19 protein-coding genes are annotated in these 21635 nt (G+C 28.8%); 13 read left to right on the top strand and 6 right to left on the bottom strand.

Annotated elements, in window-relative coordinates; translation table 11 throughout:
• Positions 1-60 precede the first annotated feature (60 nt).
• Positions 61-507: an acyl-CoA thioesterase gene (locus tag GQS58_RS07040; protein ID WP_166384292.1), complete on the top strand. Its 447-nt coding sequence runs from the start codon at positions 61-63 to the stop codon at positions 505-507.
• A gap of 165 nt (positions 508-672) precedes the next feature.
• Here the strand turns inward: GQS58_RS07040 and GQS58_RS07035 are convergent, their stop codons facing one another.
• Positions 673-2301, bottom strand: coding sequence for a sodium/sugar symporter (locus GQS58_RS07035; protein WP_166384290.1), 1629 nt, complete (start codon positions 2299-2301; stop codon positions 673-675).
• Between the two features lie 169 nt (positions 2302-2470).
• Here GQS58_RS07035 and GQS58_RS07030 point away from each other — a divergent pair, with 169 nt between their 5' ends.
• From GQS58_RS07030 to GQS58_RS07015, 4 genes are read left to right on the top strand one after another with little or no spacing between them, the layout of a single operon-like run.
• Positions 2471-3463, top strand: a complete 993-nt coding sequence (locus tag GQS58_RS07030) for a GntR family transcriptional regulator (protein WP_166384288.1) — start codon at positions 2471-2473, stop codon at positions 3461-3463.
• A gap of 7 nt (positions 3464-3470) precedes the next feature.
• Positions 3471-4361 (top strand): aldose 1-epimerase, encoded by an 891-nt coding sequence (locus GQS58_RS07025; RefSeq protein ID WP_166384286.1) that lies wholly within the window; start codon positions 3471-3473, stop codon positions 4359-4361.
• 11 nt (positions 4362-4372) lie between these two features.
• Positions 4373-5524, top strand: coding sequence for a galactokinase (gene galK / locus GQS58_RS07020; protein WP_166384284.1), 1152 nt, complete (start codon positions 4373-4375; stop codon positions 5522-5524).
• A gap of 15 nt (positions 5525-5539) precedes the next feature.
• Positions 5540-6562 carry a UDP-glucose--hexose-1-phosphate uridylyltransferase gene (locus tag GQS58_RS07015; RefSeq protein ID WP_166384282.1) on the top strand — a complete coding sequence of 341 codons (1023 nt, stop codon included), beginning with the start codon at positions 5540-5542 and terminating at the stop codon, positions 6560-6562.
• A 268-nt stretch (positions 6563-6830) separates the two neighbouring features.
• On the opposite strand, the gene GQS58_RS07010 is transcribed toward GQS58_RS07015, so the two are convergent.
• The 4 genes from GQS58_RS07010 to GQS58_RS06995 form a co-directional block, all read right to left on the bottom strand.
• Positions 6831-8270 (bottom strand): MFS transporter, encoded by a 1440-nt coding sequence (locus GQS58_RS07010; RefSeq protein WP_166384280.1) that lies wholly within the window; start codon positions 8268-8270, stop codon positions 6831-6833.
• A 15-nt stretch (positions 8271-8285) separates the two neighbouring features.
• Complete coding sequence (locus GQS58_RS07005) at positions 8286-9443, bottom strand: endo-1,4-beta-xylanase (protein WP_166384278.1); 1158 nt, start codon at positions 9441-9443, stop codon at positions 8286-8288.
• 263 nt (positions 9444-9706) lie between these two features.
• Complete coding sequence (locus GQS58_RS07000) at positions 9707-10843, bottom strand: Gfo/Idh/MocA family protein (protein ID WP_166384276.1); 1137 nt, start codon at positions 10841-10843, stop codon at positions 9707-9709.
• 309 nt (positions 10844-11152) lie between these two features.
• Positions 11153-12073, bottom strand: a complete 921-nt coding sequence (locus tag GQS58_RS06995) for an SMP-30/gluconolactonase/LRE family protein (protein ID WP_166384274.1) — start codon at positions 12071-12073, stop codon at positions 11153-11155.
• Between the two features lie 1164 nt (positions 12074-13237).
• On the opposite strand from GQS58_RS06995, the gene GQS58_RS06990 reads away from it, so the two are divergent.
• The 8 genes from GQS58_RS06990 (at position 13238) to GQS58_RS06955 (ending at position 20026) form a co-directional block, all read left to right on the top strand.
• Positions 13238-14482 carry a site-specific integrase gene (locus tag GQS58_RS06990; protein WP_166384272.1) on the top strand — a complete coding sequence of 415 codons (1245 nt, stop codon included), beginning with the start codon at positions 13238-13240 and terminating at the stop codon, positions 14480-14482.
• A 57-nt stretch (positions 14483-14539) separates the two neighbouring features.
• On the top strand, positions 14540-15490 hold the full coding sequence (locus tag GQS58_RS06985; protein ID WP_166384270.1) for a hypothetical protein: 951 nt from the start codon (positions 14540-14542) through the stop codon (positions 15488-15490).
• 199 nt (positions 15491-15689) lie between these two features.
• Positions 15690-15983 (top strand): DUF3853 family protein, encoded by a 294-nt coding sequence (locus tag GQS58_RS06980; protein ID WP_166384498.1) that lies wholly within the window; start codon positions 15690-15692, stop codon positions 15981-15983.
• A 108-nt stretch (positions 15984-16091) separates the two neighbouring features.
• A complete protein-coding gene (locus tag GQS58_RS06975) occupies positions 16092-17252 on the top strand; it encodes a VapE domain-containing protein (RefSeq protein WP_166384268.1) in 1161 nt (386 codons plus the stop codon).
• An 88-nt stretch (positions 17253-17340) separates the two neighbouring features.
• Entirely contained in the window at positions 17341-18195 is an 855-nt protein-coding gene (locus GQS58_RS06970) for a toprim domain-containing protein (protein ID WP_166384266.1), read from the top strand.
• Between the two features lie 126 nt (positions 18196-18321).
• Positions 18322-18663: a plasmid mobilization protein gene (locus GQS58_RS06965; protein ID WP_166384264.1), complete on the top strand. Its 342-nt coding sequence runs from the start codon at positions 18322-18324 to the stop codon at positions 18661-18663.
• Between the two features lie 9 nt (positions 18664-18672).
• Positions 18673-19287, top strand: a complete 615-nt coding sequence (locus GQS58_RS06960; RefSeq protein ID WP_166384262.1) for a hypothetical protein — start codon at positions 18673-18675, stop codon at positions 19285-19287.
• Positions 19277-20026, top strand: coding sequence for a relaxase/mobilization nuclease domain-containing protein (locus GQS58_RS06955; RefSeq protein ID WP_166384260.1), 750 nt, complete (start codon positions 19277-19279; stop codon positions 20024-20026). Before GQS58_RS06960 ends, GQS58_RS06955 begins: the two co-directional genes overlap by 11 nt.
• A gap of 315 nt (positions 20027-20341) precedes the next feature.
• Here GQS58_RS06955 and GQS58_RS06950 read toward each other — a convergent pair whose 3' ends face one another.
• On the bottom strand, positions 20342-21634 hold the full coding sequence (locus GQS58_RS06950; protein ID WP_166384258.1) for an HlyD family secretion protein: 1293 nt from the start codon (positions 21632-21634) through the stop codon (positions 20342-20344).
• Between the last annotated feature and the right edge of the window lies 1 nt (position 21635).

Below are 21635 nucleotides of genomic sequence, written 5' to 3'. Positions count from 1 at the left end.
ATAATAGGCCTGATAATATTATCTAATGTTATCAGGTTTTTGTTTAAAAAAAGAGCTAACATGAGTTTTAAAGTAACATTTCACACAAAATGGTCAGACTTTGACCCAAACAGACACATGCGTCACACAGCATATAATGATTATGCTGCAGAAGTAAGAGTACGATATTTTAGAGACCAAAATTTCTCTATAGAAGAATTTACAAAATACAACCTTGGTCCTATTTTATTTACAGAAGAGACTTCTTTTAGAAAAGAAATTCATTTAGGCGAAAATATCTCTGTAGATTTTAAGCTTTCCGGCTTATCCAAAAACGGAGAACGTTGGAAAATTACGCACCAGGTTTTTAATGAAGCTGGCCAACTATCTGCAATTATAAAAGTATATGGAGCTTGGATAGATTTAACAAAACGAAAATTAACAACGCCTCCAGCAGCAGCACAATATTTGTTTGACTCTGCAGAAAAAAGTGAAGATTTTGAAGAAATAGCACTTAAAAAAAGTTAAGAGCATAAAAATTACTGAATAAAAGAATTCAACCTTGTCACACTGAACATCTTTCAGTGTCTTATTTTCTTAACAAGCCATCAATTCTAAAACCTAAAAAATTAGGTAAGAAAAAATCGTCTAAATTTCTTTAGACGATTTTTTATATAAACTATTTGGTAATTCCTACCAGAATAAACAATATAGTACAGTTACTAAAATACAAATGGCAATAGAACCTAAGTTAAACAACGGAGTTGTTTTAAATAAATCTGTTCCAAAATCAATCCCTTTAGGATCATCTTTCCCTTTGTTTTGAATATTACTCATAACCATAATGATAATAAGCGTTAAGACAGCTGTAATACCCATTTGATGCATCCAAGGCTCAAATACTGCAATTGGAATAAACTTTAATGCCAATGCAATTGGAATAGATAAGATAGCTCCCCAAATCGCTGCATTATTAGTTGTTTTCTTATAAAACAAACCTAAGATAAATACCGCTAAAATACCTGGACTTACAATTCCTGTATATTCTTGAATAAATTGAAATGCTTGATCAATTCCTCCTAAAAGTGGCGCTACAATAACAGCAATTATTAAAGCAACTGCAGCAGAAATTCTTCCCACATTTACCGTTGTTTTATCATCTGCATTTTTGTTGATGTATTGCTTGTAAATATCCATTGTAAAAATGGTAGATGTAGAATTCAACATCGAAGCTAAAGAAGAAACAATTGCAGCTGCTAAAGCAGCAAAAGCAACACCTTTAAGACCTGTAGGTAAAAATTGTAGTAACCAAGGATATGCTTTATCAGCTTGTCCGGCAGAAGGCACATTTAACATACCTGCTTCTCCTAAATTAGCCATAATAGCTGGATCGTTTACCATTACATACGCTGCAATTCCTGGAATAACAACGATTAATGGAATAATTAATTTTAAAAATGCAGCTAATAAAATACCTTTTTGAGATTCTTTTAAAGATTTAGCAGCTAAAGTTCTTTGAATAATATATTGGTTGAAACCCCAATAATATAAGTTTGCAACCCATAAACCACCAACTAATACCCAAATACCAGGCAAGTTTACATAGTTATCATTAGATTCATCCAATATCATATGAAACTTTTCTGGTGCCGCATCTAATACTTTAGAAAAACCAGCTAACATTCCTTCTCCTCCAGAAACCGTATTCAAAGCTAAGTAAGTAGTAACCAAACCACCTAATACTAAAAATACTACTTGTATAACATCTGTCCAAGCTACTGCAGACAAACCACCATACAAAGAGTATGCAGCTGCAAATAACGCTAAACCAATAATCGCATACATCATATCTACTCCCATAATGGTTTCAATAGCCAAACCTCCTAAATATAAAACAGAAGCAAGATTAACAAATATGTATAAACCTAACCAAAATACAGCTAAAATGGTTTTAAGGTTGGTAGAAAAACGTTTTTCAACAAATTCTGGAATGGTATACAATCCTTTTTCAATAAAAATAGGTAAGAAATATTTACCAACAATTATTAAAGTTAAAGCTGCCATCCATTCATAAGAAGCAATTGCAATACCTAGTGCAAAACCAGAACCAGACATTCCTATAAATTGTTCTGCAGAAATATTGGCTGCAATTAAAGAAGTACCAATTGCCCACCAAGGTAAAGACTTACTTGCCAAGAAGTAGTCTTCTGCATTTTTTTGATGTCCTTTTTTATCTCGAGAAACCCATAAACCTACACCTAAAATTAAAATGGCATACGCAATGAAGACTATATAGTCCCACATTTCAAAACCTGCTTTCATAATTATTATTTTTGTTTTAGTTAATTATATATAAAAATCAAATATATGTATATACATTTCAGAAAATGTATCTGTAAGCCTAAAGAAATGTGTCTCTCAGTACATTTTTACCAAACTAGTAGGGTCTAGCAGGTTTTTTAATTAAAAAAACATATATTTGTAATTAATTATGATAGAAATTAAAAAAAAAATAGGGATCCCAAAATACAAGCAAATCATTAATGCTATAGAAAATGCTATAGAAAATGGTTCATTAAAAAAAGGAGATCAAGTGCCTTCTATTAATACCATTAAAAATAACAATAAGCTTTCTAGAGATACCGTTTTAATGGCCTTTAATGAATTAAAGCATAGAGGCATCATAGAATCTATTGTAGGTAAAGGTTATTATGTTTTAAGTGAAGACATTAATGTGCATCAAAAAATATTTTTACTTTTTGATGAGTTAAATTCATTTAAAGAAGACCTGTATAATTCTTTTTTAGAAAATTTAAACGATACAATTCAGGTAGATATTTTCTTTCATCATTTTAATAAAACTATTTTTAAAAAACTAATAAAAGACAATGCCGGTGGTTATAATTATTATGTAATTATGCCTGCCAATTTAGAAAACACTGGCAAGAGCATTCAATTATTACCAGATGATAAAGTTTACATTTTAGATCAAGTGCCAGAAGATTTGATGGCGTACCCATCTATCTATCAAAATTTTGAAAAAGTTATCTATGAAAACCTAAATAAAGCTTCAGAGTTAATTTTAAAATACCATAAAATTAATCTTATCTTTTCTGAAGAAAAACAGCCTAAAGGCTTACTTAAAGGGTTTATTCGATTCTGCGAACAAAACGTAATACCTTTCGAAATTTTAAGCAACGTAAAAGAAGAACCTCTTACAAAAGGAGAACTCTACGTTTTACTTGATGATAAAAGCTTGCTAAGAATTATAAAGAAAATGAAGAGTCAGAATATGACTTTAGTCAATGATATTGGCGTAATTTCTTATAATGACACACTATTAAAAGAAATTGTTGAAGGAGGCATTACAACCATTACTACAGATTTTAATGAAATGGGGAAAAGATTAGCTAAAATGATTTTGAACAAGGAACAGGGTAAAATAGAAAATCTGAATAAATTAATTATTCGAAACTCAATATAACAACACATTGTATACTATAAACCATAATACAGAAAGTACTATTTTAGAAGTAAAAAATGCTAAAAACACGGTTTTTGGTAAGATTTACCTAAATGAAGGAGCTAGCTTGCAAGAATTAACTTTAGGCGGAAATGCCATTATTCAAGATTTAACACCTTTAACATACGACTCTACGTTTGCATCATCTATTTTATTTCCGTTTGCAAATAGAATTAAAGATGGTAAGTATTCTTTTAATAATGAAGATTATCAATTAGAAAAAAATCAGCAAGAAGAACAAAATGCACTACATGGTTTTGTTTATAATAAAACATTTAAAGTAATTGCAAAAGAAGCATCTACAGATAGTGCAAAAATAATTTTAGAGTATAATGAAAACATTAGAAATGATGGTTTTCCGTACACATACTCCATTCTAGTCACTTATACTTTTACAAATAATGGGGTAGATTTATCTGTTACTGTAAGAAATACCGATGCTAAAACTTTTCCGTTTACTTTAGGTTGGCACCCGTATTTTATCAGTGATAATTTAGCGGAAAGTTCATTATATTTTGATTGTAATGAAAAAATAATTATTGGAGATCGTAATATTACTACTGGTTCTGAAGCTAAAAATTCTATGATAAATTTAGATATCGAGAAAAAAAAATTAGATGATTGTTGGCGTTTAAATTCTGATAAAGTTCAATTTAACACTCCTAAATACCAATTAAATTTTCAATCAACAGGTACTGATAATTTTTTACAAACATATACTCCTCCTAGATTAAACACCATTGCCATTGAGCCTACTACAGGTGTTTCTAATAGTTTTAATAATAAAATTGGATTACAAACATTAAACCCAAATGAAAAATATTCTATTATTTGGAAAATAAACATAATTAACAATTAACTAGGCAAATTATGAGCACAATACTAATTAAGGATGTTAAAGAGACATTTATCAAAGAATTTAAAACAGAACCTCTATTAATTTTTTCTCCTGGAAGAATAAATATTATTGGAGAACACACAGATTATAATGATGGTTTTGTGTTTCCTGCAGCTGTAAATAAAGGTATTGCTGCTGCTATTCAAAAAAGTGGTGCTAATTATTCTACAGCCATCGCTTTAGATTTAGACAGTACCATAAAATTTGAATTAGATAAAATAAAACCCTCTAAAGAAGGATGCTGGGAAAACTATGTTTTTGGTGTTGTTGCAGAAATACAGAATAAAAACAAAGTAATTGGCAACTTTAATATCATCTTTAAAGGAAATATTCCTGCTGGAGCTGGTATGTCTTCTTCTGCCGCTCTAGAAAATAGTGTTGTTTTTGGTTTAAATGAATTGTTTAATTTAGGTTTAACCAAACATGAAATGATTTTAATATCTCAAAAAGCAGAGCATAATTATGTGGGTGTTAACTGCGGAATTATGGATCAATATGCAAGTATGTTTGGTATAAAAGACCATGCATTGCATTTAGATTGTAGAACTGTAGCGTCGAATCCTTATAAAATTGACTTCGAAAATCATCAATTAATGTTAATAAACACCAACGTTAAACATAGTTTATCCGACAGTGCTTATAACGACAGACGTTCTGCTTGCGAAGGCGTATCTGAATTGTTAAACATAAAGGCATTAAGAGATGCTACAGAAGCAGATTTAGAAACTATTGTAGACAAAGTTACGCCAGCTAATTATCAAAAAGCATTGTTTATAATTCAAGAAAATAATAGAACAATAAAAGCAGCAAAAGCAATTGAGGATAACGATTTAGAATTGTTAGGTGCTTTAATTTATCAATCTCACGAAGGTTTATCTAATCAATACAAAGTAAGTTGCAATGAGTTAGACTTTTTAGTTGCACAAGCAAAGAAAAATAAACACGTTTTGGGCGCAAGAATGATGGGTGGTGGCTTTGGTGGTTGTACCATTAATTTAATTGATAAAAGCGAAGCAAAAGCATTTGCAGAAACAGCATCTAAAGCCTATAAAAATGAATTTGATAATGAATGTTCAGTGTATTTTATTGAACTTTCGGAAGGTACCCATATCGTAAAACAATAACTACAACACAAAAAAATGAGCAATACAAATTTACAAGATTATTCGCACAAACGATTTAATATTCTTACAGGAGAATGGGTTTTAGTTTCACCACACAGAGCTAAAAGACCTTGGCAAGGACAAAATGAAGAAGTTAATAATGAAAAAAGACCAACACATGACGATTCTTGTTATTTGTGTGCTGGAAACACTAGAATTAACGGAGAAGTAAACCCAGATTATAAAGATGTTTTTGTTTTTACAAACGATTTTGCTGCATTACAAAATGATTCGCCAACGTTTAGTGTAAACGACGGACTTTTAAAAGCACAAAGTGAAACGGGTATTTGTAAAGTAATTTGTTTTAGTCCGGATCACTCAAAAAGTTTGGCTGATATGTCTGCAACGGAAATTCAAAAAGTAGTTTTTGCTTGGCAAAAAGAATTTAAAGAATTGTCTGAAAACCCTAACATTAACTACGTTCAAATATTTGAGAACAAAGGTGCAGTAATGGGTTGTAGTAATCCGCATCCTCACGGTCAAATTTGGAGTCAATCTTCTTTACCTAATGAAGTTGATAAAAAAAATACACAACAATTAAACTACTACAATAACAATAACAGTAGTTTATTGGGCGATTATTTAGCGCAAGAATTAGAAAAACAAGAACGTATTATTTTTGAAAATGATGGTTTTGTTGTTTTAGTTCCTTTCTGGGCTATTTGGCCTTTCGAAGCTATGATTGTTCCTAAAAGACCTTTGCCTAACATCTTAGAAATGACGGAAGCAGAAACGTTACAATACGGAGAAGCAATTTCTGTATTAACAAAAGCATACGATAAGATTTTTAATACTTCTTTTCCATATTCTAGCGGAATTCATCAAGCGCCAACAGATGGTAATGAAAACAAACATTGGCATTTCCACATGAGTTTTTATCCACCTTTATTAAGAAGCGCATCTGTAAAGAAATTTATGGTAGGTTACGAAATGTTTGGAACCCCACAAAGAGATATTACTGCAGAACAAGCAGTTAAAATGATTAAAGACTGTTTGTAACATTTACAAACTTTTAAAAATTAAAAAATCATCTAAAAAGTAATTTTTAGATGATTTTTTGGTTTTAATATGCAACAGCTTCTTACAATCGACATTTAGATTATTTAGCCTTAATTATTACAGAATAAACTTTTCTTACTTGAAAATTTCATGAACAATATTCTATATAATTACCTTTATAAATCATCAGTCTAAACATTTCTGCTTTACATAAAGGATGCACATCTTTTTAGTATTCTTTATTCTCTAAATAGATTACAAAATTATTTTAATTTGCTCTTCTTTCTTTTAATTCTGCTTCTAATTTAACTTCCAATTTTTTATCTATTTCATAGAAAAAAAGGAGTGCAACTGCTAATAAAAAAGGAATTGCAGGATAGATACTCACTAACATTTTTGTCCCTAAAATTGCACTTTCTGCTTGTACTGTGTCACTTTGTGGTATATAGTTATAAAGACCTAAAATCCATGTTAATAATGCACTACCAATACTTAGACCACCTTTTAAACCAACCATCATAGCAGAAAAAATAATTGCCGTTGCTCTACGGTTTGTTTTCCATTCTGAAAAATCAGCAACATCTGCAATCATTGCCCAAAGCAGTGGTATGGTAATTCCGTAGAAAAAACCATGTAGAATTTGCGATGCAAACATAAATTCGACAGATTTTGGTGAGAAGAAATAAAAGAAAATGATGAATAATGTAGATATGAATAAGAATATTTTAAAAATATCTCTTTTACCATATTTATCAGCTAATCGTTTAGATAAACCAATGCCAACAATCATAAAGATAATACCGCCGGCATTAAATAATCCAAAACCAGCTGAAACAGGATCTTCACCAAAAAAATTAACTCCAATACTAGATAAGAAATCTAAAATAGGACTTATAAAACTTGTCAATCTCTCTTCATCTACATAATTCTTAAAATAATACACATAAGAGCCACCTTTCATAGCTAGTGTTACAAAAACTAAGGTTGTAACGGTTAATATTATTACCCATGGTTTGTTCTTAAATAAATCGGATAAATCTTCTTTAACACTTGATTTTTGTTCTGGTTTTGGTACAATACGTTCTCGGGTAGTAAAAAATGTTATCAATAACATAATAGTACCAATAATTGCTAACCAAGTCATAACAATTTCTATACCTACAGCCTTATCACCTTCTCCTACAGATTCAATAATTGGTAACATAAACACTTGCACAAAAAATTGAGCAAACATTACCGCTACAAAACGATAAGCAGAAATACTATTTCGTTCTCCCATATCGCCAGTAATAACACCACTTAAAGCAGAATAAGGTAGGTTGTTGGCAGCATATAGTAATAATAATAACGTATAAGTTATTACTGCATAAATTATTTTTCCTCTATATTCAAAATCTGGTGTACTAAATGCTAAGAGCGCCACTATACCAAGAGGTATTGCTGTAAATAAAATCCATGGTCTAAACTTTCCCCATTTAGAAGTTGTTCTGTCTGCAATGGCACCAATAATAGGATTAAAGCCAAAGGCGGCAATAAGACCTACAGTTAACATAATAGCAGAAGCATGGTTTGCTTCTAATCCATAAATGTCTGTATAAAAAAAAGCCAAATACGTTACAAGTGTTTGAAACACTAAATTGGCTGCTAAATCACCTAAACTGTAACCAATTTTTTCTCCTACTGATAATTTCTGCGAAATTGACTTCATAATTTAAAAATTGGTTTATTTTTTTATAGAGATTACATTTTTATATACATCTTTAGGTTGATTATTTCTATCAAACAATAATGGATAATTTGTTCTACCTTTTATAGGCCAATCATTTAACCATGAATTACCATCATTTACACCCCAAAAAGTAACTCTTTCAATTTTATCTTTATGCTTTAAAAACAAATTAAAAACAGCCTCATAACGGGTTGCTAATTTTTGTTTTGCCTCTTCTGTTAATCCGTCTTTATAAGGGTTAAATATAGGATCATTTTTATAACGATCGTAGTTTTGCTCTATAGCTGCTCCGTTTAATCCCTTTGGTTTCTTTAAAACTGTAATGTCTAATTCTGTAAATGAAACCTTTACACCTAATTCTGAATAAGCTAAAATACTATTCTCAATATCTTCAATACTTGGTCCATCTAAACTCCAATGCGCTTGCATACCAACGCCATCTATTTTAATACCTTTTTCTTGTAAGTTTTTTACAATTCTAATAACTCCTTTTCTTTTTTCTGGCTTCCAAAGATTGTAATCATTATACACTAATTTTGCATCTGGAGCAGCTTCTGAAGCTGTTTTAAATGCTAATTCTAAATAACTTTCACCTTTAAAAACATTGTAAAAATGAGAAGTTCTTGGAGAACCATCTTCATTTAAAGCTTCATTAACAACATCCCAAGCATTTATTTTACCTTTATATCTACCTGCAATTGTATTTATGTGTGTTTTTATGTGATTTTCTAAATCTTCTTTTTTAGTAATTTTACTCACATAAGGAGATAATTGACTATGCCACAACAATGTATGGCCAATAGTGTATAAATTATTTTTTTGCCCAAAAGCAACATAGGCATCAGCTATATCAAAGAAATATTCATTTTCCTTCGGATGAATCCCCTCCCATTTCAAGTCGTTTTCTGGCGTAATTGAATTAAATTCTCTATTTATTAAAGCCACACCAATAGAATCTGTTTCTTTTATATGGGCAGAATTAATTGCTGCACCTATTAAAAAATCGCTATTAAAGGTACTTTTTAATGAAGCTTTAATTTCTTCTTTTTCTTGTGTAACTTCTTTTTCTTGTGCTGCTTCTTTTTTTAGTTCTTTACAGCTTAAAAAACAAACTGCTGCGCAAATTAAAATTGATTTTATTTGTTTGATCATAATTCTTATTTATATATTTATATTGTGGTTAGTTTTGGTTTTCTTGTTTCAAAATCTAAATAATCTACAACACCTAATGTTGTTTTAAAAGGCTTAAAAATTATCTAATTTATGTTAATCAGATAAAGGTCTACCTAGAGCTATTAACTCATCACTATAAGCACATTTATGTCTTGCTGTAAAAATTATTTTATTAGTAGGTCACTCTTTTGGTTTCGGTACACAAGTAAATAATAGCAATATACTATAACTAGATTATTTAATTATATTATTCTTAAGTCCAAAATATTAGGTATTTCATCTAACAAAACTTGTTTACCATCTGCTCTTGCGGATTCATAAATTTTTTCGATAATGTATAAATCACGTAATCCCATTTCACCAGAAACAATACTTTCAGTATCATTTAAAATATTTAAAGCAAAAGCATCAATTTGAAATGCTTGCTGATTTACATTTTCTATTTCTATTGGACCATTTGGTGTTTTACCTTTTAATTCACCATAGGTAAATGAAGGGTTTAATTCTATATTCCCTTTTTCTGTAGTTGCGGTTATATAACAATAAAATTCTTCTTCATAAGAAGTTTTACACAACGCTTTTCCTGATGGAAACGTCATTTCCCATTCTAAACTTCCTTCAATATTTTGTTTGTTAAAAAAATCGGTGTCTTTGGTGGTGTCTTTTGCCCATAAAGATGTAGGTAATTCTCCAAACATATAGATTGCAGATTGTAATACATAAATTCCTAAATCCATTAAAGGTCCTCCGCCAGCTAACTCTTTTTGCAATCTCCATTTTTCAGGATCTTTTAAAGTAAATGCAAAACCAGCTTCAGTATCCATTTTTCCAAAAACTTTATTTTGCCCAAGTTCCATTAAATAACCATTAATAGGATCGAAATGTAATCTGTAACCAATAGATAATTTTACATTTGCTTTGTTACAGCTATCAATCATTTTTTGACAATCTTCTGCAGAAGTTGCCATCGGTTTTTCGCAAATTACATGTTTACCAGCTTCTGCTGCTCTAATAGTAAATTCTGCATGCATACTATTTGGTAAAACAATATATACGATGTCTATATCATCATTATTTACAATATCATCAAAATTAGTATAGTTGTAAATATTTTCTTTTTTGATGTTGTATTTTTTTGCCCAAATATCTTCTTTTTCTTTGGTACCAGTAACAATTGCAGACAGATAAGAGTGCTTTATTTCTAATAAAGCTGGCGCTAATTGTGTTGTAGAATAAGAGCCCAAGCCAACTAAAGCGATCCCAAGTTTTTTGGTTTTTGCTGGAGTTGTACACCCTTGTAATAGCTGTATTTGAGATGCAAATATTGCAATACCAGAAGATGCTGCTAAAAGCTGTTTAATAAAAATTTTTCTTTTCATATTTAAAGTGTTCTATTTTTTAATTTTTGATATATTAAAATTTAGTGATTTTAAAATTAATTCTAATCATTAGCGCACTTTACTAACAAATGATTAACGAATACATTAAAGTTATAAATATTGGTAGCAATATAATTCTCTTCAGATACTAACATCGTTAAAGAAATTTGATTTTTAACTACTTTACAAAAAACGTTACATTACAGTTGATGAGTTCTCTTACCAAAAAATGCCATCATGAGCTCCCAAAAAAAGTTACGCTCTCAATTTTATCTTTGTTTTATTTATAAAATTTGCTTTAAAAATATATTATTTAGCATATCGAACTCCTTGTACATTCATTTCTAAAGTATAAACGGCATCCATCGCTGTTATAAAAAGTGTTTTTTGATTTTTCCCTCCAAAAGTTACATTGGCAGTCCAACCTTCTGGCACTGCAATATGTTCTATTTTTTTTCCTTCAGAATTAAAAACCGTTATACCATCTCCTGCTAAATAGACGTTCCCTAAATTATCTATTGTCATTCCATCAGAAATCATGTCTGTAAATAATTTTCTATGGGTTAAACTCCCATTTTCTTCAATCGTAAAAACATAGGTTTTCTTATCTCCATGATCTGAAACATAAAGTGTTTTTCCATCTTTAGAACCAATTACTCCATTTGGTTGTACATAATTGTCATTAGATACAACAATCGATTTATCTGCATTTGGGGCTAAATAATACACTCTATTTTCTTTTTGTTGTGGTTCTTTATGAGACCACCAGTCACGTTGATAATAAGGGTCTGTAAAATAAATACCTCCTTTACTATCTACCCAAAGATCATTAGGGCCGTTCAATTTATTTCCTTCAAATTTGCTTACAAGTACAGTAACTTTTTTATCTGAATTGATACTCCATAATTCGTTTTTTTCATCAGCTGCAGATAATAGATTTCCTTGGTTATCAAAATAAAGTCCGTTAGAACGACCAGAAGGTTTCAGATATTGAGAAATAGTGTTAGTCGTGGCATTCCATTTTAAAATTTGATCATTAGGCTGATCCGTAAAATAGACATTCCCTTCTTTGTCTGATGCTGGTCCTTCTGTAAATTCAAAATCATCAGAAACCAAAGTTAACTTAGCGCCTTCTGCAATTATTTTTGGAATTGTCTTTTCTTGTTTTTTTACAGAGCAAGCTGTAAAAGCAAACACAGAAATTAGCGAAAATAAAATTACTTTTTTCATAATTATTCTTTATTATTTAATAAACAGTATATACCTTCTAAAAGGTGTTTTATATAATTATCTCTTTAAGAGCTTCAGATTTATGCATTAATGAAGTATAGAAAACTTTCCCTACATCAAACTTATAATTCTAAGCTACTTTTCCCATTTTTTATTAGTGAATAATACACTAATGAGACGCTATATATACAACAGCTAATTGCAGTTTTTTTTTACTAATTCATCTATCTTTTTTTTACAATGTAAGTGTTAATGTTTTTATGTACACCTAAATTTTTCAACCTTATTAATTAAACCTAAGAAAAGACTAATACACATACAACCTCAGTTTCTGTAATTAAACTCTTAATTTGTAATTTTTCCTCCTTAAATTTATCACAATAAAAACCAAATATAGAAAGTTGAGTTACCTATGAGTGAAACAAGCAACGCATCAGGTGGTAATTTTGTTGCTTTTTAGGTTAAAAAAACACTAATACATTATAAGAGGTAGTATAAATGTTTTTTAAAGATAAGTTTAGCTTTCTGAAATATCACTATCTTTTATTTCAATTTCTTCTGGTAATACTCTAAAATGTGCTTAAAAATATTTTGTAAAATAAGAAGAAGAATAAAAATTTACTCTATAAAATACTTCATTTAAATAAGTAGAACCTGTTACTAAAATAAGATAGTCGTTTATTGGTTAATTCTTTATCTATAGAACTTGTATTCATGTTTATTTTGACACTACCTACTTCACTAAAATATTTATAAAAAACTAATTTTCACTTCTTATTAGTTGCAATAATCTTAAAAAAGTAATCTCATATCAAAAGGGATTATTATGTAAGTATGTTCTATTCCTTCTATTTCTATTATCTATTCTAAACCTTTCAATCAACCTCTAATATGTTACCTAGAACCAAAAAACCTCAGCTATAAAGCTGAGGTTTTCTCTTATTGTACAGGCGGAGAGACTCGAACTCTCACACCTCGCGGCACTAGATCCTAAGTCTAGCGAATTATAAATTCATAGAGATCATCAAACTATCAACACACTATAAAACCTATATAATTAAAGACTTATAGAGTTTTAAGGATTCACTAAAAATCACTGAATGTCAAAAAAAGTGTTACCTATGTGTTACCTAAATTACTTATCTTTGAAAAAAAATTCAAGTTATGAGTACTTTAAAAACTGTCTTACATCCTAAAAAAGACAACAACGGTAATACTGTTTATAGATTAGCACTTCGTCTTACAGTTAACCGAAAACGATCTTACTTACAGTTATTACAAAACATTGATCCTGAACATTGGGATGCTCCTGCTAGAGAAGTAAATTCAAAACATCCAAAACACAAACAACTTAACCGATTAATTAGGAAAAAGTACGGCGAAATAGAAGATTATATTTTAGATATGGAATCCAAAAACAAAAGCTATACAGCTATTCAAGTAATGGATGTTATTAAAAACAATAAAGAGAAACAAACTTTTTTCGAACTAGCAAAAGAACACATAGAAGACTTAACCAAATTAGAAAAACACAATAGAGCAGTATCAGATCAAAGTAAAATTAATAGAATTAAAGAATTTGCAAAGAATGAAAATTTATCCTTTGAAGAAATTGATGAAAATTTTCTCAAAAAACTAAAAATTCATCTTGCAGGTATTGGTACTATTTCTGAAAGGTCGATAATGAATATTTACGTTTTAATACGATTACTATATAATAATGGAATAAGGAAGAACTTAGTAGATCAAAAGTTCTACCCTTTTGGCAAGGGTAAAATAAAAATAAAATATCCTGAAACGATAAAGATTGGACTTGATGAAATGGAAATTCGAAAAATTAAAGAACTGGATTTATCGCAATATCCTGAAATTTCAAAAACAAGAGATGTTTTTTTATTCTCTTTTTACCTTGCTGGTATTAGGATAGGCGATGTTTTATGTATGAAATGGAAAGATATTGTAGATGACAGGATATATTATAAAATGGGAAAAAACAACAAAACTGTATCTCTTAAAACTCCTACTCAAATAATTGAAATATTATCACGTTATGAACAAGATAAAGTTTCTAACTCCGATTATATTTTTCCACACCTTAAGTACGTATCTAAAAAGCAATCTAAGAAAGTTTTAAAGCAGGACTCAAAGAAAATATACACAGCTACAAAAACCCAAACCAAAAAATTAAATACAAATTTAAAAAAACTTGGTATTATGGCTGAAATTGACAAAAAAATCACGAATCATATTGCTCGCCATTCTTTTGGAAATATTGCAGGCGATAAAATTTCACCTCAAATGCTTCAAAAACTATATCGTCATACACATCTTAGCACTACAATTGGTTATCAGGGTAATTTCATTCATAAAAGTGCTGATGATGCCTTAGATTCTATTTTAACTTTTTAAAAAATTAATTTATAGATAATATAGTTACAGAAAACATAACGGAAGATTTAATAAATTATGAAAAACACGGAAGAAGAAAAAGTAAATGTAAATAACATCGATGGTAGTATTGTTCTATTAGCCAAACTTTATTCAGACATCAACAAATATTGGGCACTAGAGGTAAATTCCAATGGTTCTAATTTTGATTTTGACTCACAAGATATTTATCGTCATTTACTTGAGAATATTATGCTTGTTTCTGAAATAATAGAAAAGATAAATCCAGAAACTGAAAAAGAAGAAAGAATCGTGCTATTAGAGCATCTTCACGAATCAATAATTCCAAACATTACCATATATAAAAAATATGAGAAAATTTTTAAAAATTTACCAAGAAAAAGTTTAGAGTTAAATGAGTTTAGAAAAAGAAAACACTCTAAAAGCACTAAAAATGATAAAGAATTAGAGTTACTCTTATATAAAATAAAAGAGATTCAAAATAGAGAAAAATATTTTTCCTCAGATTTATATAATAATATAGGGTTTTTAGCGCATGACTTTCATGAAGAACTTTATCTATATAGCAGTTATATTGATAAATTAATAACTACAAATTTTAAAAACTTTAAACCATATGACAAGAATTATTTAATGATTCATGATAAAATATTTTTTAACATGGGTATTGTTCATCTAATTCATAAAAATTATAGCGATTTAGCTTTTGAAGAGATTTCTGAAATTGAATTATATAAAGTGTTGAACTTACAAAACACTATAAATTACCTTGAAATAAAAAACGTAACTAAAATAACTTATATATTTCACAAATTACACAAAACCTTAACCAAACAGATTGGAAAACAGTGGTTAAAAGGAATTTTAAAAGAATTTAAGTTTACCAAGAGGTATTACGATAGAAAATATCGAATTGTAAAATCACAAAGTGCCACAGAGAATGAAGAAGCATTTGCTAATGAAGTTGATACTCTGTTTAAGGATAAAATTACTCTATTAACCTCTTAGAGTTTTTTTAACAACCACCTTCCATAGAAATACCACAATTAAATAATCAACAAGCTATTGATTACAGTTATTTAGCGTGAAAACTCACTCAAGTTTCCACGCTATTTCCACCTTCCAAAAAACGTCATTTTATCTAGTTTTACAGTATTCGAATGTAACAACCGCAGATCACGGTTAAGTTTAATACAACAAATTAGATATTATGAATTTAGAAACACTAAAAGAAAAACCACTCTTCCAAATGACAGGAGAAGAGTTTATATTCCTTCAAAACAAGTTAAACCACGAAGTACCTTTAAAAAATGTTCAACCTGAAAAAAGGGAAAAACATGTATATGGTATACTAGGCATTGCAAAACTTTTCGGCTGTAGTAAATCCTCAGCAAACAGAATTAAAAAATCAGGAATTATTGATGAAGCCATTATCCAAAATGGACGTAAAATTATTGTTGATGCTGAACTAGCATTAGAACTTATGAAGGAATCTAAATAAAAAAAGCAACGAGGTACGAACTCACTGCTTTATAATATTTTCAAAAAGACAATAATAACTACCGTATTATCTAAGTCAAATATACGGTTTTAAACTCTATTTACAAAAATGGATAATGAAGAACTATACATAAATAATAAATTACTAAAGAACACTACAGTGTATGATACGATTCATAAATATGTGAACGGTAGATATGAAATCGTACTCAATATAATAACAAACGAATTACTAATAAGGTACAAAGGCTCTAAAGAATGGGTAGTTCTCAATGAAAAATCTTTAATGATTGAACTAACCAAAAAGAAAATTAAATTTAAAAAATTTGAATTAGAAACATATTTAGGTTCTAATTATATAAAACAAATTAACCCGTTAAAGGAATACTTTAATAGCCTTAATAAATGGGATGGAATAGACCATATTAAAAATCTAACCTCATATATACCAACTGATGATAATGTGTTTTTTGAATATCACTTAAAAAAATGGCTTGCAAGAAGTGTAAAAACTGTATTTGAAGAAAATTTCTACAATAAGCAATGTCTTGTATTTGCTCAGGAAGAACAAAACTCTGGAAAGAGCACATTATGTAAGTTTTTATGTCCTCCTGAATTAAAAAAAAATATAGCAGAGAACATCAGTGATGATAAAGACGGATTAACCCAACTGTGTAGGAACATCATAATCAATCTAGATGAAATAGATAAACTTCCAACAAAATACATAAACGCCTATAAATCTATGTTTTCAAAAACACACATAAACATTAGGTTACCGTACGCAAAAAACAATTCACATCAGACTCGAAATTGCTCCTTTATTGGCTCAACTAATCTTATAAATTTTTTAAGAGACGAAACAGGTAATGTCAGATGGATCTGTATAGAACTCATAGGTCAAATCGATTTTAGTTACTCAAAAGACATCGATATCAATAAAGTTTGGGCGCAAGCTTATCATCTAGCCTATAAGGATGAAAGTCTTAATTGTGAGTTTACAAAAGAAGATCAAATTAATAATGAGAAAAGAAATCAAAATTTTATGCACTCTTCAGTTGAAGAAGATCTTATCAATCAATTATTCCTGAAATCAGAAAATAGAGATGATTTTATGACAACTACAACAGTGACAATGATAATTAAGAAAGAGTATTCATCCGTAAGCCACATAACGATTGGTAAAATTTTAAGAAAGTTAAAGTTTAAGAGAGTTAACAGCAGAGACACAGGAGTAAAAGGATACTTAATTCAGTTACGAAAAAAATAAAATTTTTCATCAAACTACCTTACCCATCTTACCTATTTCATAAAAAAGGTAAGATGGGTAAGATAAAATCACCAAAAGAAAAATAAATATGAATTGTAAAAAAGCAAAAACAATAGATTTAGTTTCTTGCCTAAAAAAACAAGGTTTTAAGATAGGTAAAATCAAGACAAATGAAGTTTGGTATTATTCTCCTTTTAGGAATAACGAAAAAACACCCTCTTTTAAAATTGATATTACTAAAAACGTCTGGTATGACTTTGCAGAAGGAGTTGGAGGCACAATAATTGACTTTGTAATGAAATACAATAATTGTTCAATTAAAGAAGCCTTAGTTATTTTATCTGAAGATACTTTTCCTATTCACCAGCAAAAAAAACAAATTAAGAACAAGACAAAACCCACCTACTCTATTAAAAAAGTAACTGAATTAACAAATCAAAAATTATTGGATTATTTAAGCAATAGGAAAATCAATTTGAAATTTGCAAAACAATTTTGTTTTCAAGTTCATTACTCTTTTTCTAATGGTAAAGAATTGTACGGAATTGGGTTTATGAATGATGTTGGTGGATTAGAAATCGTAAATATTTTTAATAAAAATTTCAGGAAAATTTGCTTAGGAAAAAAAGAAATTACAACCATAAATAATAATTCTGATGTTGTTTCAATATTTGAATCCTGGTCTGATTTCCTTTCTTATCTCACTTTGAAAAAAGAAATACCTAAAGAAAATTTTATCATACTTAACTCTACTTCTTTAGTTAGTAAAACAATTGATTTACTAAATGATTACTCTATAATAAAATCATTTATGGACAACGATGAAGCAGGAAATAAAGCTACCAATTTTTTAATAGAAAATACAAGTAGTGAAATTATAGACAACAGAATACATTATAAAAACTTCAATGATTTAAATAATTATTTAATGAATATAAATTAATGCAGTCTGTTCTTAGCCAGTCGTGGTCTTAATTCCTTTATATGGCCCGCTTCGTGCCCTAAAAAGAAATTAAAACCCGCTGGCTTATTCACAGAAAATGTTCATAAGAAAAAAAACAAAAGCAAAATGAAATCAAATTCTAACAATAAAGTAAAAGTCGTTTTTTACCTCAATTCAGAGGATAAAGAAGTCATTAAAATTCAATGTGAATCATTACAAATAAAACCTTCTTTTTTTTACAGAAATGCAGTTTTAGAAAAATTAGGCAAACCAATATTTACAAAAAAAGTGCATGATTTAGATACCAAGAAATATTTGACTTCTTTAATTAGAATTGGAAATAATTTAAATCAGATAGCAAAGAAATTAAATTCAAATGAGCAATTTTTAATTATAGATCAACAAGTTGTTTTGGATGAAATTAAACAAATTAGTAATCATATTATAGAAATCAATTCTAAATTATAAACCATTATTATGGAAGAAAACACAAACAAAGCCATCTTTACTTTAATGCAAAAAGTAGTAGATAAATTAGATACTATTTCTAAAGATGTAAATAAAAAAGACCAAACAGAATTAGTAGATATTGTAAAAAAAACAAATATTGCAATAACTGCATTGGTTACTGATATGTTTAATTCCCAAACAAAACTTCTGCAAACTAGTTCAGATATTAGTGATGAAGTTAGTAGTTGTCTAAAAGAAAATAAAATAACTCCAACCGTTAATAATTATGCAGAATATAGTTTACTAGGAAGTAAATCGCATTTTAAACCTAGGTCATTAATTATTATGTTTTTTAGCTTGGTAATAATTTGGTGTTCTATAAAATATCTTCCTTCTTATTTTACAGAAAAAAGCATGTTAAGTAATGAAAGAGAGGAATATCAACTTTTCTATAATTTTGTTTATTTAAAACAATTAAACAACGATAAAATTATTAATGCTAATGAAATTCTAAAAAAGGTTCAACAAAAAGACACCTTATTTATGAAAGAATATCATACACTTTTAAGCACTTATCAACGAGAAATAAGAAAGCAAGAATTAAAAGAAGAACTAAAATTACTTGACAATAATGATCGCTAAACTAGAATCCATAGCATACTTACAAAATGCACTTGATTATTGTGAACGTGGAGGAGAATTAATAGCTTCCAATAAATGTATCGGAAATAGCACTGAAATAAACTTTCAGATGGAAAGAAACAACGCTCTTAATGATAGATGCGTAAAAAATACTTTTCATATCAAAATAAGAATTGCTCCAGAAGACAAAGGAAAATTAAATACCCAAGATTGGATTGATATTTCAAATGATTATGCTAAAAAAATTGGTTTTCAAGAGAACCCTTATGCTGTGTATATGCATGAAGAAGGTACGGATAAGGAACATATTCATATTGTAGCATCACGTATTCAATCTAATAATTTAGCCGTAAAGGATGGTTATACCCATTATCAGAATATGGACTTTTGCAGAGATATTGAATTAAAGTACAAACTAAGACAAGTAAAACGTGTTTTAGAAGCAGTGAAAAAACAAGAAGTATTTATTAAAAATGATAAAAGGATTGCACCATTAAAAGAAAAAATTAAATCTGCAATTAGTCAATCTGATTCTTATGAAGATTTTGAATTCCATTTAAAAAGTATGGGAGTTAAAACAAAAAAAGGAAGAGGAATTGGCTTTATAGATGAAAAAGGGGTTTATATAAAAGGTTCTGATATTGATAGAAAATATTCTTTAAAAGGGATTGAAAAGCAATTATCTTATGAAGAGCAAGAAAAACAGATGATCAAAAAAGATAGAGGTTTTAAAAGATAATTTTCTATTAAAAAAAGGGATATGCATAAAGAAAAACTGTTCGTGTCGCCTGCCGCTGAGGCTCATTTTAAAAATCAGTTGATTTTTAACGCTTGCTTATGAAGAAAAAATCAACTGATTTCTAAAACGGAAAACCAACAGATGGAAATTAAGTTATAGATTCCTAAAATAATCTGGATGCTAGTAGTGAAATTAAACACTAAATATTAATAGCGATGACTTATGATAGCGGTATTGAAATGGATAACACACAAAAAATTATAACAATTTGTTTCGTCATTTTTTTTATAATATTACAAGATGAAAATATAAAAGTCATCTATTTATAATCTTATTAAACTGATAAAAGAAACGTTGAATTAAGCGTAAATCTTCTGTAATAATTTCTGCTGTACCACGCATTTCTTGTTTGAATTCTATTTCTTTATTATAAGAAGTTATTAGTTTTTCTGGCAACAAAACATCAATTGTATAAAAACCTTCTTTATTAGAAATTTCTGAAATAGTATTTACGGTCCCTTTTAAAACACCAAATTCGTAATCAGGATAGTTTTGGAGTTTTACATTTACAGTTTGCCCAACTTTTACTTTTCCTATATTTTGAGCAGGAGTTTTCAATTTGGCAATAAATTCCGAGTTTTCAGCAGGTAAAATTGTGAAAACTAAATCACCTTGATTTACTGTTTGATTCTCAATCCAGTAATTTAAAAATGAAACTTTACCGTCTATTTCAGAACTTAATACATACTTCATTTCCCAATCTTTAATACTCTTCTTCAATTGATTAAAAGATTGAATTACATTCTTTAATAAGGTCATTTCCTCACGAATACGAGATATTTCAGTTCCTTTTGAAGTTTTTTTACTATTAGAAATTGACTCTCTTAATTGAGAGATAGAAGAAGACATATTTTTATAATTTCTTTCCGCCTGTAAGTACTCTAATTGTTTAGTCTCATATTCTTGTTCAGAAATGACCCCTTTACCAAAAAGAGATTTATTTCTTTTCAAATCTTTCTGTCTGAATTCTAATTCTCTTTTATTTAATAATTTTTGAGATTGAAGATTAATTAAACGTCTATTTAGTTCTGAAGTTGTAATTTTATTAGCATTTGCTTCATTAGAAAATGGATCTAACTCTTTATTTAAAATATACTGAATGTAATTATTCTCAAATACTGCAAAGCTAGTTTCTATATCTCCTAAAAATAAAATAGGCATTTTATCAATTGGAAAATAAAAAGACTTCTTTTGGATTTTTATGGTATCTATAATAGACCTAAAATAGAAAACATCTGTATAATTTGCTGTATTTTCTATAATAGCTAATATTTTGTTCTTATAAGTTTTTTCTCCGTCTTTGACCAAGATAGTGTCTATTTTTCCTGTAATTCTTGCGTATTCTTTTTGAGGTGGAATTTTAGTCGTAATAATAGCTTCAGATGAAATAATATCTGGGTATTTTACAAACCAAGAAATAAACAATAACATTATAATTAATATAAGAAATAAAGTATTTCCCCAACGAATCATCCAACTAGGAACTTTCGTTAGAATTTCCTGCACCTCTTCGCTTCTTAATTCTATATCTTCTATATTATCTGGCATC

The organism is Polaribacter sp. 11A2H (assembly GCF_011379025.1).
Classification (GTDB): domain Bacteria; phylum Bacteroidota; class Bacteroidia; order Flavobacteriales; family Flavobacteriaceae; genus Polaribacter.
Note: the sequence above shows the minus strand (reverse complement) of the source record. Positions and strands in the feature narration are given on the sequence as shown.

Coding starts and splice junctions, on each gene's coding strand:
- GQS58_RS07040 (WP_166384292.1), top strand. CDS start 61: ATGAGTTTTAAAGTAACATTTCACACAAAATGGTCAGACTTTGACCCA.
- GQS58_RS07035 (WP_166384290.1), bottom strand. CDS start 2,301: ATGAAAGCAGGTTTTGAAATGTGGGACTATATAGTCTTCATTGCGTAT.
- GQS58_RS07030 (WP_166384288.1), top strand. CDS start 2,471: ATGATAGAAATTAAAAAAAAAATAGGGATCCCAAAATACAAGCAAATC.
- galK (WP_166384284.1), top strand. CDS start 4,373: ATGAGCACAATACTAATTAAGGATGTTAAAGAGACATTTATCAAAGAA.
- GQS58_RS07015 (WP_166384282.1), top strand. CDS start 5,540: ATGAGCAATACAAATTTACAAGATTATTCGCACAAACGATTTAATATT.
- GQS58_RS07010 (WP_166384280.1), bottom strand. CDS start 8,270: ATGAAGTCAATTTCGCAGAAATTATCAGTAGGAGAAAAAATTGGTTAC.
- GQS58_RS07005 (WP_166384278.1), bottom strand. CDS start 9,443: ATGATCAAACAAATAAAATCAATTTTAATTTGCGCAGCAGTTTGTTTT.
- GQS58_RS07000 (WP_166384276.1), bottom strand. CDS start 10,843: ATGAAAAGAAAAATTTTTATTAAACAGCTTTTAGCAGCATCTTCTGGT.
- GQS58_RS06995 (WP_166384274.1), bottom strand. CDS start 12,073: ATGAAAAAAGTAATTTTATTTTCGCTAATTTCTGTGTTTGCTTTTACA.
- GQS58_RS06990 (WP_166384272.1), top strand. CDS start 13,238: ATGAGTACTTTAAAAACTGTCTTACATCCTAAAAAAGACAACAACGGT.
- GQS58_RS06985 (WP_166384270.1), top strand. CDS start 14,540: ATGAAAAACACGGAAGAAGAAAAAGTAAATGTAAATAACATCGATGGT.
- GQS58_RS06975 (WP_166384268.1), top strand. CDS start 16,092: ATGGATAATGAAGAACTATACATAAATAATAAATTACTAAAGAACACT.
- GQS58_RS06970 (WP_166384266.1), top strand. CDS start 17,341: ATGAATTGTAAAAAAGCAAAAACAATAGATTTAGTTTCTTGCCTAAAA.
- GQS58_RS06965 (WP_166384264.1), top strand. CDS start 18,322: ATGAAATCAAATTCTAACAATAAAGTAAAAGTCGTTTTTTACCTCAAT.
- GQS58_RS06960 (WP_166384262.1), top strand. CDS start 18,673: ATGGAAGAAAACACAAACAAAGCCATCTTTACTTTAATGCAAAAAGTA.
- GQS58_RS06955 (WP_166384260.1), top strand. CDS start 19,277: ATGATCGCTAAACTAGAATCCATAGCATACTTACAAAATGCACTTGAT.
- GQS58_RS06950 (WP_166384258.1), bottom strand. CDS start 21,634: ATGCCAGATAATATAGAAGATATAGAATTAAGAAGCGAAGAGGTGCAG.